Here is an 18,286-nt window from a genome sequence, read left to right as displayed (position 1 = left end):
AGCTCATGTCGTTCGACACATCCACACTTTATCTGTTCGCGACCATGGTCGCGGGCATGCTTGGCGCCATGCTGATGTTCTTCGGCAGGCAGGAGAACATCCCGGCATTGAAATGGTGGGGCACCGCCTATCTGCTCGGCGCCGCCTCTGTCGCGATCTGGACGATTGCAGGCCCAACGCTCGGCGGCCCGTTGACGCTGGCGATGCATGCGGTGGGCTTCGTCGCCTGCGGCATGGTCTGGAATGCATCGCGCGTGTTCCACGGCCGCAAGCCCAACCTGCCGGGACTGGTGCTGGGCGCGATCGTATGGGCGGCCGCCGTCGTGATGCTGCCGCCCGAGGATGCCGCGCTGCGTCTGACCGTCGGCGCGGCGATCGTCGCGGTCTATGCGGCACTGACGGCCGCGCAGTTGTGGAATGAGCGCCGCCGCGCGATGCAGAAGCGCTGGCCGACGATCATCGTCCCGGTGCTGCACGGCGCCGTACTGATGCTGCCGATCCTGCTCGGCGACCTCTTGCGCCCGCACGATGCGACGTTTTCCAGCAGCGTCTGGGTGACGGCATTCTCGATCGAACTGGTGCTCTATGCGATCGGCACCGTGTTCGTCATCTTCATGCTGGTGTCGGACCGCGCGGTGACGGTGCACAAGACTGCGGCCTCGGTCGATCCCCTGACCGGGATGTTCAACCGCCGCGGCTTTGCGGAAGCCTGCTCGCGGGTGATCGAACGCGAAGCCAATGCCGGCCGTCCGGTCACCGTGATGATCTGCGACATCGACTACTTCAAGTCGATCAACGACCGCTTCGGTCATCCCGCCGGCGACGAGATCCTGAAGCTGTTCGCCACCGTCGTGACCAACAATGTCCGCATCAGCGACCTCTCGGGACGCGTCGGTGGCGAGGAATTTGCAGCCCTGCTGCCGTGTTCGCTGGAGGAGGGCGTGATCGTGGCCGAGCGCGTGCGCGAGGCGTTCGAGGCTTCCGGGATCACCTGTGAAGAAGGCCCGGTCGATACCACCGTCAGCATTGGCGTGGCCGGCGGGCCGGCCGGCACCGAACTGGAGGTGCTGTTGGCGGCGGCCGACACCGCGCTCTACCAGGCCAAGCGTTCTGGCCGCAATCGCGTCGAGGCCGCCGAAGAACTGCCGCTGTCGCTGGAAAACTGGCGGCGCAAAACGGCCGGCATCGCGACGCCGGCGCGGCCGGCGCCGGTGACGCCGTAGCGCCGGCTTTAACCTCGCGTTTACCATGCCGTCCGTATCATCCGGGGTATGGACTCGATCCGCAGAAGCAATCCGCAAGCCGCCCTGATGTCGCTCGAAGCGGCAGCAGCCTCGGCCCGCGGCGGGTTTGCCTGCATGTTTTCTACCTCGGAAGAATACGAGATGGCGCTCATCACTGAGCGTCGTGCGCAGGGGTGTTACGATCAGCGTAGAAGGCGCTGGCCTGCCATTCTGTTCCTCGGCTGCGCGATGATCGTGGCCGGCACGGTGCTGCTGCTCAACTGAGTTGGCGCGAATATGGATGGGGATACAGGCGCCGTGAGGCGCCTTTTTCTTTTTGGCCGGCTGGAAGTTTTTGTTTTGACGCGTTTTCTTCACGCGAACCGGTGTCCACTTCGCTCGAAAACGCTATAGAGACGGTCGTTCCCAAGGAAAGGCCGTCCCACATGATCACCGAAATCGCACAAATCGACGTCAAGCCCGGCACCGAGAAGGATTTTGAGGCCGCGGTCGCCAAGGCGCGGCCGCTGTTCCTGCGCGCCAGGGGCGGCAAGGGTTTTGAACTGCACAAATCGGTCGAAAAACCGTCGCGGTACCGGCTGATGGCGAAGTGGGAAACGCTGGAAAATCACACTGTCGATTTCCGCGGCTCCGAGGATTTCACCGCATGGCGCGCCCTGGTCGGGCAGTATTTTGCAGCACCCCCGGAGGTCGAGCACACCGAGACGGTGCTGACGACCTAGAGCCTGATCGGTTCTGATTGCATCAGAACCGGGCTCTACATTCTTGTTTTGACGCGTTTTCTCCACGCGAACCGGTGCCCACTTCGCTCGAAAACGCTTTGGGTTTTTCAAGTCGTCGCCGCCGCAGCCTCCGGCGCAACGCCTTCCGCCTTGAAATGGTCGATCATGACTTTTGCGATCGCCATCAGGGGCAGCGCGAGCGCGAGGCCCCAGATGCCGAACACGACGCCAAGCAGGATCTGGAACGCAAACAGCGTGGCCGGCGGGATATCGAGCGCCTGACGCTGGATGATCGGCGTCAGCACATAGCTTTCCATCGCGTGCACGCCGAGGAACAGGATGAAGGCGCTCAAGCCCGCGATCCATCCCGAGGCGAGGCTCGCCAGCACCACGATCAGTCCGGCAAGGATCGCGCCGACGGTCGGAATGAACGCCAGCAGGCCGGCCTGGATTCCCAGGATGAACGAGCTGTCGATGCCGATGATCGCAAGTCCGATCCAGGTCACCAAAAACACCGCGGCCATGGTGATGATCTGCGCGATCAGCCAGCGCTCCAGCGTATCCCCGATGCGGTCGACGATGATGGTGGCGGGCGCGCGATGTTTTGCCGGCGCCATGAACAACAGGCCGGTGCGGTAGACGCTGGGCTGCGCTGCGAAGGCCAGTCCCAGGAACAGCACGATGAAGAAGTTGCCGACCACGCTGACGGTGCCGAGCAGGACTTTCAGCGTCTGGCTGACGATCGCGCCGCCGCTGGAGGCAAGCGTGCCCGCGCTCGGCAGATTATGCGCCGGCGACGCGCCCGGCGTTGCCGCCGCGGCGGCGCCTTCCGCGGTCGCGGTTTGGCCGGCGCTGGTGAAATCGAGATAGCTGGTGTCGACGCCGTGCTCTTCCAGGAAGGATTTGACGTTTCCAAGCTGCGATTTGATGGTGTTGCTCAGCACCGTGGCCTGCTTTGCGATCGTGTTGCCGCCGAGCACGACGATCCCGGACAACAGTCCCGCCAGCGCCAGGCACACCACCGCGAGCCGGAGCGCGTGCGGCAGATTGACGAGACGGCCGAGCAGATTGCTCATGGCGTTGAGGGCGACGCCCAGCAGCATCCCGGCGAAGATCAGGAACAGCGTTTCCGCAAAGCTCCAGGCGAACAGCAGCAGCGCGGCGAACAGCACGATGCCGACGCCGCCGACCGCGATCGCCCATGCCAGGTCGTTGCGGGCCTGAAGACGATTGTCAGCCGAATCGGTCACCGTTGATTCCTTCCCGTGCCAATTGTCCCGGCCACTCTTTCGCCAAAACGCGACCGGGATCAAGCGGCGAGGGCGCGCCGGTTTGACGCTGGCGCGTCCGGTATGCCAAGCGATGAATGAACGGGACCGCGACGGATCCGGCGAGGGGCAGATGAATTTCAAATGGTTCGGGCCGGTTGCGCTGCTGGCCGCGCTGTTTATCGGTGATCAGATCAGGATCAACCGCCCCGGCCATAAATACCGCCTGACGGTCGAGGTCGAGACTCCCGAGGGGAGTAAGTCGGCCTCCGGCGTGCTCGCGGTTCACCCCGACCGCGGTTACAGCCGTGGCGGCCACACAAGCACCAAAGGCGATGCCATCTTCGTCGATCTCGGCGGCGGCAAAAATCTCGTCGCGCTTTTGGCGCATATCGACAAAAAGCTCGATCTCGACGACATCAACTACGTGGCGTTGCGCGCCTATACGGCGGCCGGCGGCAAGCGGGTGTCGTTCAACGAAATGAACCGGTTGACCGGCAGCGTGCCGGTCAGGGAGGCACTGATCCCGGTGCTCGTGACTTTCGCGGACCCGGCCAACCCGGGGACCGCACGGGCGATCTCCCCTGACGACGCCGAGGCGGCGTTGGGGAAAGGATATCGCCTCCAGGGCATCACGGCCGAGGTGGTGCCGAACGGGCTTTGGCCGCTCGATTTCGGCGGCGCGCTGGGCGAGCCGGTGACCCGCGGAATCGTCGCAAAATTGCCGTGGCTGAATGGCGCCGGTAATCCCGCGGCAATTGCGCTCCGGGCGGCCGGATTGCCCGGCATTGAGGCGATCGACGCCAAAGAGGCTTTTACGCGAAAATAGCAAGGCAGGCCCGCGTAGGTCTGTGGGATATTGCTCCAGGGCTGTCCGGGAGGCATGATCGGCTGGAATCGTGGCCCGAGATAGAAATCCCTTCTTGCGCAAGACCATGACAGCGGAATTTTGGCGATGAGACGGCCCGTGGTCGGTGTGATCGGGAACGCCTATCGCGTCGAAAATCGTTTCGCGACGCAGATGGTCGGAGAACGCAACCTGCGCGCCGTCGCCGACGTGGCGGGGGCGTTGCCGCTGATGTTTGCGGGATCGCCTGATATCACCGATATCGGCGCCTTGCTCGATGTCGTCGACGGCGTGGTGCTGACCGGCGCGCGGGCCAATGTCCACCCGACGCGGTTCAAGACCGAGCCGCATGAGAAGCACGAGCCCTACGATATCCACCGCGACGACGTCGCGCTGGCGCTGTCGGAAGCCTGCGTCGCCCGCGGCGTGCCGCTGTTCGGCATCTGCCGCGGCTTGCAGGAAATGAACGTCGCCTTCGGCGGCTCGCTGCATCCCGAAATCCGCGAAATACCCGGCCGCATGAACCACCGCATGCCGCGGCTGGAGAACGGCGAGATCCATCCCGATCCGACGGTCGTGTTTGCCGACCGGCATGACGTTAAGCTCACGCCGGGCGGCGCCTTTGCAAAGCTGCTCGGCCGTGAAACCATCCGCGTCAATTCGCTGCACGGGCAGGGCATCCTCGAGCCCGGCAAGCGCGTCGTGATCGAGGGCGTCGCGGAAGACGGCACCATCGAGGCAATCCGGATCGCGGATGCGCCGGGCTTTGCACTCGGCGTGCAATGGCATGCGGAATACGACCCGCAACGCAACCCGATCAACCGCGCGCTGTTCCAGGCCTTCGGCGAAGCGCTCAAGCTGCATCGGCGGGCGGGCTAGGCTGGTACGGATTTCGAGATTCATGCACCCGATGCTCTTTGGTCCTGCGTCGTCCCGGCTCAAGGCCGGGACGACGTGCTTCAAATTTCAAACATCAGTTCACGTTCTCGCGGCGCGACGCGCCCGAAGTTTTGCACTAATCCCTCCCTCGAAGAGGGAGCAGGGAATGCCAGGTGCGCGCTGCACCCACGGTCTCGTGTGCAAAGCGCACAAAAGAAAACGCACACGAGCATACAGGTTCAGCGGAGACACTCCGGCATTCCCCGCGCAATGGTTTTACGGCTTATGCCGTGCTCTCCCCGGCGACGAATTCGTCTTGTCACCGTCGCTGCCGGCTTGATGGCTGGTCGATCCGGTCGGAGCGTATCAGCCACCGGCAGCTTGACACCAGCAACGGGTGCCAGGACCACACGGTTTTACCGTACGCAGCAACCCGTCTTCGCCAAGAGGCTCTACGGGCTTTGGCGCCGTTCGTCTTGCGCGCCAATGCTCGCTCACGGTCAAACCGCCCTGCGAACATTTGCGTGCCGACGCTGCCGCGTCCACCGCATCTCAACCCGCGTTCGTGACGATCGCGACCCGCCCCTCGTTTGGGTGAGACGGGCGGATTGATAGCCGTGATTTGCCCGACGGGTTAAGCGGAATATTTTTCGCGAGAGGACTGGACACTGATTTGAACGGGCCAAACACTGATTTGCCCGTCGGGTCCAAAACGCGCATCCGAGATGGGTGGAGCGAACGAGTCCGGCCTCGGCCGGAGCCGTTAGGACGTGGACTCATAAATTCAGATTGGTGGGCGGACGTCCGCTTTAGTGCGCATTTCGGACTCTGGTCGGACATCACGGGACGTCCGAAATGTGCCAGAAGCTGACGTGTCAGCCTTAGCAAACGTCCGCTAATGCTTCTTCATGAAGGCAAGGACAGCCCGATCGTAGGCGCTGGGATTTGTAGCGAAATGCAATCGGCCGCTCCTCGGCTACGCAAACTCTGACGTTCTTGGCGCCAGCGGCATGAGAGTCGCTTTGCCTACCCTCCAATTCAACGTCAGCCTTTCGCGCTCCCCTTCGGAAATTCGAACACAAGGCACGTAGTCGTCGCATGCGCAAGCAGCCGATCCTTTGCATCGGTGATGCGCGCCTCGGCGGTAGCGACGCGGCGGCCGGCGTTGAGCACGCGGCCCTCGGTGCGGATCACGCCGCTCGTCTCGTTCATGCCGCGCACGAATGAGATCTTGAATTCCAGCGTGGTGTAGCCGGTGCCCGCGGGCAGCGTGCTCTGCACCGCGAGCCCCATCGCGGAATCCAGGAGGATCGCGGCATAGCCGCCATGCACCGAGCCGATCGGATTGTAATGGCGCAGACCCGGCACGCTGTGAATCACGACGGCACCGGGCTCGACCGTACAGTCGAACGGCTCGACCGTCTGCATGATCGGCGGCTCCGGCAATCGTCTCGCGAAGATCGCGCGGACAAAATCGAGCCCCGACATCGATGCCATCACGTCGACGGGTACGATGCCGTATTCGATAGCCTGCTTGCCGGATTTATCGTCCATGATCTCTCAACACACCGCGTCGTCATACCGGACCTGATCCGGGCTTTTATGATTGTTCAGAGAGGATTGCCGGGTCAAGCGCGGCGTCTGGCAGCCGTTCAACAATGTCCGCTACCAAGCTCGCGACCTTAGGCCCAGAAGCCAATCCCGTCACCTGGCAAAACCATCGAATGGTGTCATATAAATCGGGTGGAAGTCCGCGTTCGCCTTCTTGAACTCACTAGAACTGCGCAACCAATTTTCGCATGGGCCAATGTGACGTTCAAACAGGCCACCGTCTTGAAGGCTTTTGTCGCGTCGGGAACGTTCTTGCCGTCATTGTTTCGAAAACGCGCCCGTGTGCCTTCAAAAGCAAGCGCCTCCAGGCCCCCGGGCCCTCGAAGACTTCGATCTGAGACGGTTCGCGGAATGATCCAGGTGACCCGCTCGGTCGCTCATCGCTCACGGGAAATTCTCGTCAGCGCCGGTTCTCAAGGTGACCTCGCCAGGGATTCCGCGTTCGCGTCGCCAACTGGCTGGACTTTGACCAAAAGCCCTTCTGAAGAGCCTGCATAGATGTGCTTGATCCGAAAAACCTACGCTCAAGGCTATTTCACTCAGTGATGCTGCACTGGTCATCATCAGGTGGCAGGCTCTCTCCAGACGCCTTCTCACCACGTAGGCATGTGGCGACTCGCCGAAAGCCAATTTGAATTTTCGAGAGAAGTGCGCTGGGCTCCGACACGCGACCGCACCGAGATTCCGGATGTGAAGGGCGCGATGTAAGTTGCTGTCAATGTAAGCTTGCACGCGAGCGATCTGCCAAGCCATTAGACCACCTCTTGGGCAGCCGTGGGCGACTGAACAACGCTCGATCTCCGTGTGCAAGATGCGCGATGCCGTAATCAGTGACGCCTTGGCCAACTCTCGGTCACGCTCCAGCTCTCGCCTTGCAGTTTCAAGCAGCTCGACCAGGCTGTTTGCCACCAGGTGGAACTGTTGATCAGCTGCAGAGGAGGATTCTGGTACCGTAGTTTGAAGTCCCGGTTCGCGATGACGAAATTGTGTCACGCGTTCGGAAGGTGCGATCGATCCTGATGCGTGCATTATAACCTCGCGTGCGTGGAGGGGGGGCAATTCCCCGACAAAACCGGTAAGACGCGTTTTGACGGTTTGGCACGGCGCGGTCGATTGCGCGGTGAGTAGTGTGACATTCGCTTTTGGTTGTCTACGCTAAGCGATCGCTTACGAACGACGCGGGCGCGAGACCTCTAACCTCGTGCTTCAGCATCCGTTAACCGAATGAGCAGGTAAGGGCGGACGATCAGCGATGTAGCAAGCGCGGCAGATGGTAATTTACGCGCAGGGACAGTGCCCGCGCGCGAAAACGCCCCAGGAGGATACTCTTAGGCCGGCTCACGAGTTCTGCGGCTGCTGTGATCTCATATTGAGGACGTCAGCCATCCGGCTGAGCTCGGGCAGTGAATGCGCCTTCATCTTCCGCATCAGGTGGGTGCGATGTACCTTCACCGTGGATTCGGCGATGCCGATGTCGTTGGCAATTTGTTTGTTTAGGCGACCGGTCACGACATGCAGCATGACCTCGCGCTCGCGAGAGCTGAGCGTGTCGAAACGCTCCCTGAGCGCAGCCAATGCCCTATCACTCTCCCGGCGGGCACGATCGCGAGCGAGGCCAGCCTCGACAGCGTCAAGAAGATCCTGATCACGGAACGGCTTTGTAAGGAACTCTATCGCACCCCCCTTCATCGCTTGCACGGTCATTGGCACGTCGGCATGAGCCGTGATGAAGATGATCGGCACTTGCCTGTTTGCGGCGGCAAGGTCGCGCTGAAGCTCAAGACCGCTTCGCCCCGGCATTCTCACGTCGAGCACCAGGCAAGTGGGGCCCTCCGGCGGATCGGCCGTGAGAAAATCGTGAACAGACGAAAATTGCCGGGTATGCAGGCCGACCGTCCGCAACAGCCGCACGACCGAGTCGCGAAACTCGGGATCGTCATCGATCACCGAGACACTGGGGTTTGCGTTACCCATTCCCGGTATCCTGCGTCAAAGAGAGCGCATTCTTCTCACTCGAACTGCCGCTATTCTACGCGCAGTCTGTCGAGATGAACAGTATCTGTTGCCTAAGCGGATAGCCCAAAGCCTAAGCCATCGCTTAGGGGCGCCAGCATTGCATTATTGGGGAATGTCACTGACACTACAACTTGCGTGCAGCACGAGGTATTGCGCCGCCGGTTTGGTGGAGCGAGGAAGGTGCATGGAAGCCGCAATGTTGAACTGTGCACTGATATCTATCGTCGATGATGACCAGCCCTTTCGCGAATCAATGCGAAAGCTCGTAACGTTGCTGGGCTACACTGTTGAAGCATTTCCGTCAGCAGCCGATTTCCTCGCATCGCGTCTCTTGCCTGAAACCGCTTGCTTGGTCGCCGACGTTCACATGCCTGGCATGACTGGAGTCGAGCTGCACAGGCATTTGGTCGACACGGGGTACGCGATCCCGACGATCCTCGTTACTGCATATCCCGATGAAGTCGTCAGGGATCGGGCCCTAAAGGACGGGGTTGTTTGCTACCTCAGCAAGCCAGTGGACGACGACCATCTCGAGCGATGCCTGCGTTCGGTTCTGCAGCCCGGTACGCCGATCGAAGACAATTCATGAATCCTCCTGGGCCGCGGGCAGGGTGAACTGAAATACGGCCCCCCGAGGCTCATTGGCACTCATCCACAACCGGCCCCCATGACCATTGATGATGGTCTGGCAAATCGAAAGCCCCATCCCAATTCCGCTGGTCTTGGTCGTGTAGAAGGGCTCGAAAACTCGCTCGAGGTTTACCGGATCAACGCCGGGCCCTGAATCGTGCACAGCGACGAGAATGCCGCCGGTTTGGCTTTGCTCGGTTCTGATCGACAACTCTCGCGTCCCGTCCTCGATTGAGCTCATCGCTTCGATCGCATTCAAGATCAGATTCACGAGTACTTGCTGCAGTTGAACGCGATCACCCTGAACAGGAACCAGCCCGTCCATCAGGCGAGTACTGAACGAGATCCCGTTCTTGGCGATTGCGCTTTGCACCATGACAATCACCTCGTTGACCGCTTCATGGAGGCCAAAACGCATCTTTCGCGGAGGCGCTCTCTTGATCTGATTACGAATCCGTCCGACGATATCCTTGGCTCGGTCCGCATCCCTGACGACACAACCGAGCGCTTCCCTGGCCTCATCCAGATTCGGTGGATTCATTTCCAAAAAGCGCATCCCCGCACGGGCGTTGTTGCGGGCGGTCGCGATCGGATGCAGAATTTCGTGGGACAGCGAGGCAGCCAATTCTCCCATCGTGCTTACGCGGTTTATGTGGGCAAGTTCCGCCTCAAGCTGACGCAGCTGCTCACGCTCGTCTTGTGCGCGGTTCCGTTCCGTCACGTCGATGTTTGTGCAAACGACCTCGAGTAGTGCGCCGAGTGGGGAAAATTCATGATGGGTGTTTGCTTCCAGCCATTTGACTGTTCCATCAGGCAATAAGATTCTGAATTCTTCGAAGAAATCTCTTTTCTCGCGCAATGCCTCCTGGACTTCTCCCCACAGCCTTTCTCGATCGTCTGGGTGAATGCGTCCCCACATATCGTCTCGGCTTGGAAGGCCCTGCAGCGGATCAAACCCCCAGATGCGGTAACTCTCGTCCGACCAATGCAGAAAGCGCCTCGTTGTCCCGTCTAAAACCCAAGTACCGGTGTGGCTTAGCCTCTGCGCTTGTGCAAGCCAGGCTTGACCACGGCGCAACGTGTCCTCGGCGCGCTTGCGTTCTGTCACGTCGACCGCCGTGGCGATAATCTCTACAAACTCTCCGGTTGCCGAGAACACGGGCAAGATATCTGCTTCGACATGTTTGAGCGTCCCATCTGGTAGCTTGAGTCTGAACTCGTTTTGGAAGCTTCTCTTTTCGTGCAATGCGTGCTCGATCTTTTCTTTCACCGTCTCTACGTCGTCTGGATGGATCCGTTGCCACACCGCTTCTCGGCTTGGAAGGCCCTGCAGCGGATCAAACCCGAACAGGCGAAAAGCCTCGTCAGAAAAATAGAGGATTTTCGTCGCGTCGTAGGCCGCGGTAGCGGTATGGGTCAGCCTCTGTGCTTCCGCCAGATAGGCTTCGCTGCGGCGAAGCCGGTCTTCAGCCTTCTTGGCGTCATCGATGTCAACAGCGACGCCATACCACTGTATGATGAGCCCATCCCGATCGCGCAGGGGATCACCGCGAGCTTGGTGCCAACGATATTCACCGTCCCACCGACGCAGGCGATGTACAGTCTCGTAGGGTGTTCCGGTCTCAATTGCGTGACTGAAGGCCTTTATCGTTCCTGGAAAGTCGGCCGGGTGTATGAATACTTCCCAACCACCATGCTTAAACTCCTCAAACCGCATGCCGCTGTAGTCCAAAGCGCGCTGATTGACATACGTCGGTTCGCCGGTAGGGTCAGCGGACCAGAGGAAGCTTGGTACCGTGTCGATAATTTGATGGAGCTGGTGTTCGCTCTCCCGCAATGCTTCCTCGGCACGCCGCTGATGCCGGCGCGCTTCTGAGAGTTTGCGCTTAAGCAGCGCAAACCGTAACTCCTCCTTGGACGCGGATGAGGTAACACCTCGAATTGTCTCGACGCTGCGGCGGCGCCTTGCTGCCGGGGCCTTGCGGCGGCGCGGTTTGGTCGATCCTGCTTTGGAGCGCCGTCTCATGCCCTTACCCGATGCTCAGGGAAGCGCATCGTAGTCAGTTTGACCCGGCGCTGGAAGTGGCTGGTTCTGGGCTCGGTGAGCGGCCGTCTGGTCCGCCTCGGGGCATTCGCGACAGGGCCGCGACAGTGCCAGGTCCGGCCATGTCCGATATGCCTCGAAAGCGGAAGCAAACTTAGCCCGTTACCCCATCTACAGACTGCGTGAGCCCGATGCAAAAGTGCCCCCAATTACGCGGATTGCACTTAATTGATCGGTCGCGCTCTTGGCTCGCGTGAGTTCATGCCGCTGCTCCGCTGCGTGACGGTGTCCAAACAGGTTAAGTGCACTGGCACCGCAATTTCGAAATGCCCCGCAGCCTCGGTCTGATCCCGATGTGGTTGTAATCCGAAGCTCTACGTTGATTGGCTGCTACCGCACGCCGTAACGCGTGAAGTCGTCGCCGATCCTGGCCTGGATAGTCTTTGCCGCCGAGATATCGGTAGCGCTGCCAGCTATGTCGCCCTTCTTGAGCCTGGCAAGCCCGCGTCCATACAGCGCGCTCGCCAGCTTCGGGTCGAGCCGCAGCGCAGAACTGTAATCATCGATAGCCGCGTCAAATTGGCCCATCTTCAGGTAGGTCAGTCCACGCGAGTCATACGTCTCGGCGTTGCCCGGCCCCGACTGAAGCGCCTTATTGCAGTCCTCCAGCGCCGCCTGCAACGCACCGAGGATGGCTCGGGTCCAGCAGCGTCCGTTCCACACGGCTTCCAAATTGGGCTCAAGGCGAATTGCCTCGCCATAGTCACGCGTCGCGTGATCGTATTCCTTCTTTTTCAGATACGCGCCGGCGCGGTTGGCGAAGGCTCCGCCGTAGTTGGGATTGAGCTTGATCGCCTCATCGAAAGCTTTTATCGCGAGGTCGTATTCGCCTTTCCTCAAGTAAGCCACACCGCGGTTGTTGAAGGGCTTGGCGTAAGCTGGATCGAGCTTGATCGATTGATCGAAATCCTGGATGGCGCGGTCGTAGTCCCCCTTTGTGGCATAGGCTTTGCCACGATTGTTATAGGCGATAGCCAAGGCCGTCGTCGTGCCTTTACCGGAATCAATGAGCGCGGTGCAGCCATCAATCCGAGGATCAAGCGTCGTGCGATCCGAGCTGTTGCACAACTCGATATTCCTGAGATAGTTATCCTTCGGCTTCGGATCCTGCGCCGTCGCGGCTGAGGCGAGCAACAGCGAGATGAGTATCGGCGCCACGCCGTTGATGATGCCCCTTGCGCAAAATTCCATATCAGGCTTCCCGATTTTGGGAATCAAGGAATGTGCCGTCATCGATTTCTGCGCGTGGGCGTCGCACGCCTCGATCGTTGCTTGTAGCGAGAACGGCTTGCGCCCAAGCGGTAATCCTAGCACCCTCGACAAATGTTGAGATTGAGCTTGTGATGCTCTTTTTGTTCGGGTTGCTGCGTCGCAGGCGCCACCGGCTTTTTCATAAATTTACTCTCGCCCTCTTCAATGAGGGTGGAAAATTTGACTGTCCCGTCATCCGAAATTTCGACGTGGGGCGTGGTACCTCGAATCCCCATGGTTGCGACGGGGGTGTCGACCTTCATATCGCCAGTCGTCGCGATCTTGCCGGCAACGAAAGTGAACGCTCCCTTGGTTAGACTGAACAAGGTCGAGTTGGAGTTCCCGTTTGGGTCGTACACGAACTCGTTCAAAGCCATGCGGGCGTTGCTCGACAGATTGAACGAGCTGCCGTCGGTAAAGTTGATACCGACCCGGCCATCGGCCCCGGTCGCGACCACATCGCCCCGATAGACGAGATCACCAACCTTCGCCTGACCGGCTTGACCGGCGACATTTGCCTGAACGACCACCGCATTCGCACGTTCGATCGTGACCGAACCCGTGGCGGTAACAACTTTTCCAATCGGGTTGGATGCGAGGTCCTGAACAGCGGGCTCAGCTGAATCGCGTTGCGCTTGAGCCGGAACAGGGAAAAAGCCGGCTACCGCCAGAATGAAACCTGTCACCAATGCGGTAATCGCATGCGTGCACATGATCCCCCCTTCCTGAGAAGATCTTTGGCTTGGCCGCCGCTGGTTCTTTGGGCCGTGGGCTAAGGCCGCAAGACATACAATTCTAATGCCAAATCGAGATCCATCGCAATTGACCGCCTCAAACTACGGATGAAAATCCTGGGCGCAAATTGGGTACCCCTAAATCGCAGGTTGACGACCCCATCCTTATTCGCGAAACTGGCGTAATCGCACGGAAAAGCATCAAATTCGGACACCTTCGCGTTGATGGGAAAGTTCCGCGCTTGGCGATAGGACGATGGCACCCTTCTACGCCGACGTCGCGCTCGACGCGTCGCCTTCCTGAATGGATTGGATTTTTTGGATCTGGACGGTTCGGCGGGCTGCCTGGGGCGGCCAGCGCGGGGCTGTGCCCGCGCCAAAGATCAAAAGAACCGCGGCACCACGCTGGGCCTGAGTTACAGAGCAGGCGAGGGCGAAGCCAATGTTCGTTGCGTCCAGCGTCGGGTGCGGGGACGAGGGTGAGGCCGTTGTGGCCCTGCTCCCCCAGATTATCGGCCATATTCAGACGGCGATCGGCTGCGGCACTCTCAGGCGTGCGAACGGCATTGCCGTTCAAGTCATGGTTGGCGATCCCGTTTGCCAGGGCGACGTGATCGAGACCGCAGCCGACGGGCGGATCGGAATTCGCTTCATCGACGGTACCGTGTTCAACCTGTCCGGCGGCACGCGCGTGGCGCTGGACGAATTCGTCTGCGACTCCAGCGGCAGCTCGCATTCGGCACTGTTCGCAGTGTCCAGAGGGACCTTCGGCTTCCTTGCCGGTGAGGTGGCAAAGACCGGTTGCCTCAGGGTCGAAACGCCGGTTGGAAGCATTCGGGGCCGCGCGCATACCGGTGGCATCGGTACGCTGTCGCTCGCAGCGCTGGCCTTCTCAGTCATCAAGGAAGTCCAGGCCGCTGAATCGAACGTCACATTCCTGGATGACGACAATATCGCATACAAGGACATGGCGCACGGCGCATTCGAGCTTGTGACCAAGGAGCCGATCCCGCGACACATCATCGTTGAGGATCCTGGAGAGACAATCATCCTGAGCCCGCGCGGGTCCTCGATCAGTGTGAATCAAGTCACAAATAGTGCTGCGCGAATGGCGGAGTTGCAGGAGGCCCAGCAGGACGTGCTCGCCAACTTTGCGAAGGGACCAATCGGGTCGAGCAGTCTTCCCTTCGCCAACCCGCTGCCGGTGCAACCAATCAATTTTATTCAGACCGACACCTCTTCAACGCAAAATTCGCTCCCGCCGCTGCCATTCCTCGTCGTTCCTGAGATCATCCCCCTCCGTACGCCGCCTCAGCCGCCGACGCTGAACGTGGCGACGGGCCCGATCGAAATCGATACGGTGGTATTTGACACCTTCACCGCGACGAGCGGAACTTTCTCTGCCAGCAGTTCCAATAGCGGCGCGATACTGACCTACGGCATCAGCGGGGGGGTCGCCGGCAATACAGTACTGGGTGGGGTGACATATGACGTATCGGACTCCGGCCCGTTTGGCACGCTTTACGTCGACAGCACGACCGGCGCCTACACCTTCGTCCCGAACAGCGGCGCGATCAATGCACTGACGGCGCCCACGACCGAAAGCTTCGTTATCACGGTGTCGGACGGCACGCTCACAGCCAGTCAAACCTTCACGGTCAACATCAACGGCGTCAACGATGCGGCCATCATCTCCGGCACCGCGGCCGGCTCGGTGATCGAGGCAGGTGGCGCCGCCAATGCCACGCCCGGCACGCCGAGCGCGACCGGAACGCTCACCGACACCGACGTCGACAACCCGCCCAATACGTTCACGGCGGTCAACTCGCCGACGGCGAGCGCGGGCGGCCACGGCACCTTCACGATCACGGCGGCCGGCGTGTGGACCTACACGCTCGACAACAACGACGGCGCGGTGCAGGCGCTCAACGCCGGGGACACGCTGACCGATAGCTTCACCGTGACCACCATCGACGGCACCCCCCAGGTGGTGACGGTCACCATCCACGGCAGCAACGACGCCGCCATCATTTCCGGCACTACCACCGGCTCGGTGATCGAGGCGGGTGATGACAGGCCCGGTACGCCGACCGCGACCGGCACGCTGACCGACACCGACGTCGACAATACGCCCAATACCTTCACCGCGGTCAGCTCGCCGACGGCGAGCGCGGGCGGCCACGGCACCTTCACGATGACGGCGGCCGGCGTGTGGACCTACACGCTCAACGACACTGACAGCGCCGTGCAGGCGCTCAACGCCGGCGACACGCTGACCGACAGCTTCACGGTGACGACCATCGATGGCACCCCACAAGTGGTGACGATCACCATCCATGGCAGCAACGACGCGGCCATCATTTCCGGCACCGTGGCCGGGTCAGTCACCGAGGCCGGTGGCGTCGCCAACACCACCCCCGGCACGCCGATCGCAACCGGCACGCTGACCGACACCGACGTCGATAATGTACCAAATACTTTCACGCCAGTCAGCGCGCCAACCGCGAGCGCGGGCGGCCACGGCACCTTCACGATGACCGCGGCCGGCGTGTGGACCTACACGCTCAACAACGCTGACAGCGCGGTGCAGGCGCTCAATGTCGGCGACACGCTGACCGACAGCTTCACGGTAACCACCGTGGACGGCACCCCGCAGATGGTGACGGTCACCATCCACGGCAGCAACGACGCGGCCATTATTTCCGGCACCGCGACCGGCTCCGTGCTGGAGGCGGGTGGTGACTCGCCCGGCACGCCGCTAGCTACCGGCACGCTGACCGACACCGACGTCGACAATGCGCCCAACACCTTCACCGCGGTCAGCTCGCCGACGGCGAGCGATGGCGGCTACGGCGCCTTCACGATGACGGCGGCCGGCATGTGGACCTACACGCTCGACAACAACAACAGCGTGGTGGATGCCCTCAACGTTGGCGACACGCTGACCGACACCTTCACGGTGCACACCGCAGACGGCACGGCACAGGTGGTGACGGTTACCATCCACGGCGCCAGCGACGCCGACCCCAACGATTTCGACAACCTGGCCACGGGGACGACCGTAATATCCGATCCGCCGTTCGTCTTTGGGACTCCTCAGCACGACAGCATTGCGGGAGGCGGTGACGTTGCCCAAATCGCTTACGGGGGCGCCGGTGACGACACCATCAACGGCACGGGTGTGAATGACATTATCTATGGGGGCTCCGGCAACGACACGATCAAAGGCAATGGCGGGGATGACACGATCTACGGAGGCTCCGGAAGTGACACGATCAACGGCAATAACGGGAACGATACCATCATCGGCGGTTTTGGGGCGGACCTTCTCACAGGCAGCAATGGAAACGACCGCTTCGTTTATTTGTCGGTCGCGGATTCCCACGCGGGCCAGTTCGACACCATCACCGATTTTGTATCTGGATCCGACAAGATCGACCTGACGGCGCTCGGCGCACTTGCCTTCGCCGTTCTGGCGTTGACTTCCACAAGCACTTCTGTGCCGGCGCACACCATTGCCTGGCTCTATGACGGCACGAGCAATGAAACCATCGTGTACGTCAATCCAACCGATCAAACCCTGAGTATCGGAAGTTCCAGCCTGCTGGAAATCCATTTGCAGGGGGTTTCGACCGTTGAGTCGTCGGATTTCGTCATCGACCCCGCGACGGCGCCCGCCGCCGTAGCCAGCGACGCGATCAATCTTGATCCAGCCGCAACAGCGACAACGACAAACGACGGGGCTGTCGTCGCGACGACCAGCGCCGACGCCACGTCCAACTGGACCGTCAATGACGGAACGCTCCTCGCCGACGGGAACGGGACGGTGCCAACGACCGACGTGGGCAACAACTTCTTTGCCGATCGAGGCTGGTTTGGTTCGATCGGCTACGACAGATTTATCAGCTTTGGCGAAATCCAGACGCACGCGACCGAAGACGCCAATGATAACGCCGTCATTACTCTGGCAAACGGACAGTCGATCGTACCGCATAATGTTCACGTTACGGCGCCGACGGAGAATCACTTTGCGTTCGGCCCGACGCCGGTGCTCGATAACGTCGGTGCGATCACGATCGGCGACGGAGCAGCGATGCTCCTGAATGGTGCGGTGAGCAACATCAATATCACAGCGCCGAACGCAGCAGTCGATAGTGCCGAGCAACAACACGCGGGTAACGGCGAATTGATCCCGACAAATGCCGGCACAATTAATGCTGCCCACACTCATGGCCACACAATCGATACCGGCTCAAGCGTTGAGCATCATTCGGAAGGCCCGGAGGCGTCGGGGAATCACGGGCTCGCGGTGGCGGGCTCGATCGCGCATTCAGGGCACCCGCAGAGCGACGGCGGCAGTCAGACGGTTTCAGGCGAAGCAGACGGGCACGGCGTTGCCGCCATGCATGGCACCGGCGAGCATAATTCCGAAGCATCCTCAATTTCTGATATGGTGTTTGGCCCGGTGACTGGCGGTACGCACGGTCTTGGAGACTCATTCCACTTCAACAGCGCGATTTCCGCTTCTGAAGGTCCAGGCGTCATCAATGTCGCTGACTTGGATCTGACCCCAGGGTCGGCCAGTCACCACGAAAACGCCGCAGCCCACGGAACGCCGATGATTTCAGAGGAAGCACAAACGATTGATGCGTCTCTGCCGGGGTACCACTCAACTCACATTGCCGCTCCGGACCATGCCCATGTGTCGCATGATCTCATGGTGTGACGCAGTTGCCCCGCCGCTCGCGTTGGCGAACGCTGCGCGAGCATTGGCGGATAGCCCAGGCGATCAGGTGGAAATCTGCGCCGTGCGCGCCATCCGCCACCGGCGGGTAGGGGATCGTATCGGGTAGCCCGACATAGAGAAAGTTCAGACCGTAAGCTGCCGGCGCGGCGGGGGTCTCGCTTTAACTCCCCGGCGCCGGGACCTGGATCAATTGGCGCTCGCGATATCTGCTATAGTCTGCCCACAAAAATCGC

14 protein-coding genes are annotated in these 18,286 nt (G+C 60.8%); 7 read left to right on the top strand and 7 right to left on the bottom strand.

Going from position 1 to position 18,286, the window contains the following annotated elements; genetic code table 11:
* Positions 1-5 precede the first annotated feature (5 nt).
* From V1289_RS48145 to V1289_RS48135, 3 genes are all read left to right on the top strand, one after another.
* Complete coding sequence (locus V1289_RS48145) at positions 6-1,223, top strand: GGDEF domain-containing protein (RefSeq protein WP_334406840.1); 1,218 nt, start codon at positions 6-8, stop codon at positions 1,221-1,223.
* 48 nt (positions 1,224-1,271) lie between these two features.
* Positions 1,272-1,508 carry a hypothetical protein gene (locus tag V1289_RS48140; RefSeq protein ID WP_334406838.1) on the top strand — a complete coding sequence of 79 codons (237 nt, stop codon included), beginning with the start codon at positions 1,272-1,274 and terminating at the stop codon, positions 1,506-1,508.
* A 161-nt stretch (positions 1,509-1,669) separates the two neighbouring features.
* Positions 1,670-1,966, top strand: coding sequence for an antibiotic biosynthesis monooxygenase family protein (locus tag V1289_RS48135; RefSeq protein WP_334406836.1), 297 nt, complete (start codon positions 1,670-1,672; stop codon positions 1,964-1,966).
* 107 nt (positions 1,967-2,073) lie between these two features.
* Here V1289_RS48135 and V1289_RS48130 read toward each other — a convergent pair whose 3' ends face one another.
* Positions 2,074-3,216: an AI-2E family transporter gene (locus V1289_RS48130; protein ID WP_334406834.1), complete on the bottom strand. Its 1,143-nt coding sequence runs from the start codon at positions 3,214-3,216 to the stop codon at positions 2,074-2,076.
* A 151-nt stretch (positions 3,217-3,367) separates the two neighbouring features.
* On the opposite strand from V1289_RS48130, the gene V1289_RS48125 reads away from it, so the two are divergent.
* Together V1289_RS48125 and V1289_RS48120 are read left to right on the top strand one after the other, a co-directional pair.
* The gene (locus tag V1289_RS48125) at positions 3,368-4,063 is read left to right on the top strand and encodes a hypothetical protein (protein WP_334406832.1); all 696 of its coding nucleotides are present in this window, start codon (positions 3,368-3,370) and stop codon (positions 4,061-4,063) included.
* A gap of 126 nt (positions 4,064-4,189) precedes the next feature.
* On the top strand, positions 4,190-4,960 hold the full coding sequence (locus V1289_RS48120; RefSeq protein ID WP_334406830.1) for a gamma-glutamyl-gamma-aminobutyrate hydrolase family protein: 771 nt from the start codon (positions 4,190-4,192) through the stop codon (positions 4,958-4,960).
* 1,044 nt (positions 4,961-6,004) lie between these two features.
* Here V1289_RS48120 and V1289_RS48115 read toward each other — a convergent pair.
* From V1289_RS48115 to V1289_RS48110, 3 genes are all read right to left on the bottom strand, one after another.
* Positions 6,005-6,514 carry a PaaI family thioesterase gene (locus tag V1289_RS48115; protein ID WP_334406828.1) on the bottom strand — a complete coding sequence of 170 codons (510 nt, stop codon included), beginning with the start codon at positions 6,512-6,514 and terminating at the stop codon, positions 6,005-6,007.
* A gap of 441 nt (positions 6,515-6,955) precedes the next feature.
* Positions 6,956-7,324, bottom strand: coding sequence for a helix-turn-helix domain-containing protein (locus V1289_RS50120; protein ID WP_442896236.1), 369 nt, complete (start codon positions 7,322-7,324; stop codon positions 6,956-6,958).
* A gap of 585 nt (positions 7,325-7,909) precedes the next feature.
* Positions 7,910-8,545: a response regulator transcription factor gene (locus tag V1289_RS48110; RefSeq protein ID WP_334406826.1), complete on the bottom strand. Its 636-nt coding sequence runs from the start codon at positions 8,543-8,545 to the stop codon at positions 7,910-7,912.
* A gap of 226 nt (positions 8,546-8,771) precedes the next feature.
* Here V1289_RS48110 and V1289_RS48105 point away from each other — a divergent pair, with 226 nt between their 5' ends.
* Complete coding sequence (locus V1289_RS48105; RefSeq protein ID WP_334406824.1) at positions 8,772-9,176, top strand: response regulator transcription factor; 405 nt, start codon at positions 8,772-8,774, stop codon at positions 9,174-9,176.
* Here the strand turns inward: V1289_RS48105 and V1289_RS48100 are convergent.
* The 3 genes from V1289_RS48100 to V1289_RS48090 form a co-directional block, all read right to left on the bottom strand.
* A complete protein-coding gene (locus V1289_RS48100; RefSeq protein ID WP_334406822.1) occupies positions 9,171-11,243 on the bottom strand; it encodes a PAS domain-containing sensor histidine kinase in 2,073 nt (690 codons plus the stop codon). The genes V1289_RS48105 and V1289_RS48100 overlap by 6 nt on opposite strands.
* A gap of 408 nt (positions 11,244-11,651) precedes the next feature.
* On the bottom strand, positions 11,652-12,512 hold the full coding sequence (locus V1289_RS48095) for a tetratricopeptide repeat protein (RefSeq protein WP_334406820.1): 861 nt from the start codon (positions 12,510-12,512) through the stop codon (positions 11,652-11,654).
* 116 nt (positions 12,513-12,628) lie between these two features.
* Positions 12,629-13,285 carry a FecR family protein gene (locus V1289_RS48090; RefSeq protein ID WP_334406818.1) on the bottom strand — a complete coding sequence of 219 codons (657 nt, stop codon included), beginning with the start codon at positions 13,283-13,285 and terminating at the stop codon, positions 12,629-12,631.
* 511 nt (positions 13,286-13,796) lie between these two features.
* On the opposite strand from V1289_RS48090, the gene V1289_RS48085 reads away from it, so the two are divergent.
* Positions 13,797-18,032 (top strand): VCBS domain-containing protein, encoded by a 4,236-nt coding sequence (locus V1289_RS48085; protein WP_334406816.1) that lies wholly within the window; start codon positions 13,797-13,799, stop codon positions 18,030-18,032.
* The last annotated feature ends 254 nt before the right edge of the window (positions 18,033-18,286 follow it).

Origin of the sequence: Bradyrhizobium sp. AZCC 2289, from assembly GCF_036924615.1 — a bacterium.
Classification (GTDB): Bacteria; Pseudomonadota; Alphaproteobacteria; order Rhizobiales; family Xanthobacteraceae; genus Bradyrhizobium.
Note: the sequence above shows the minus strand (reverse complement) of the source record. Positions and strands in the feature narration are given on the sequence as shown.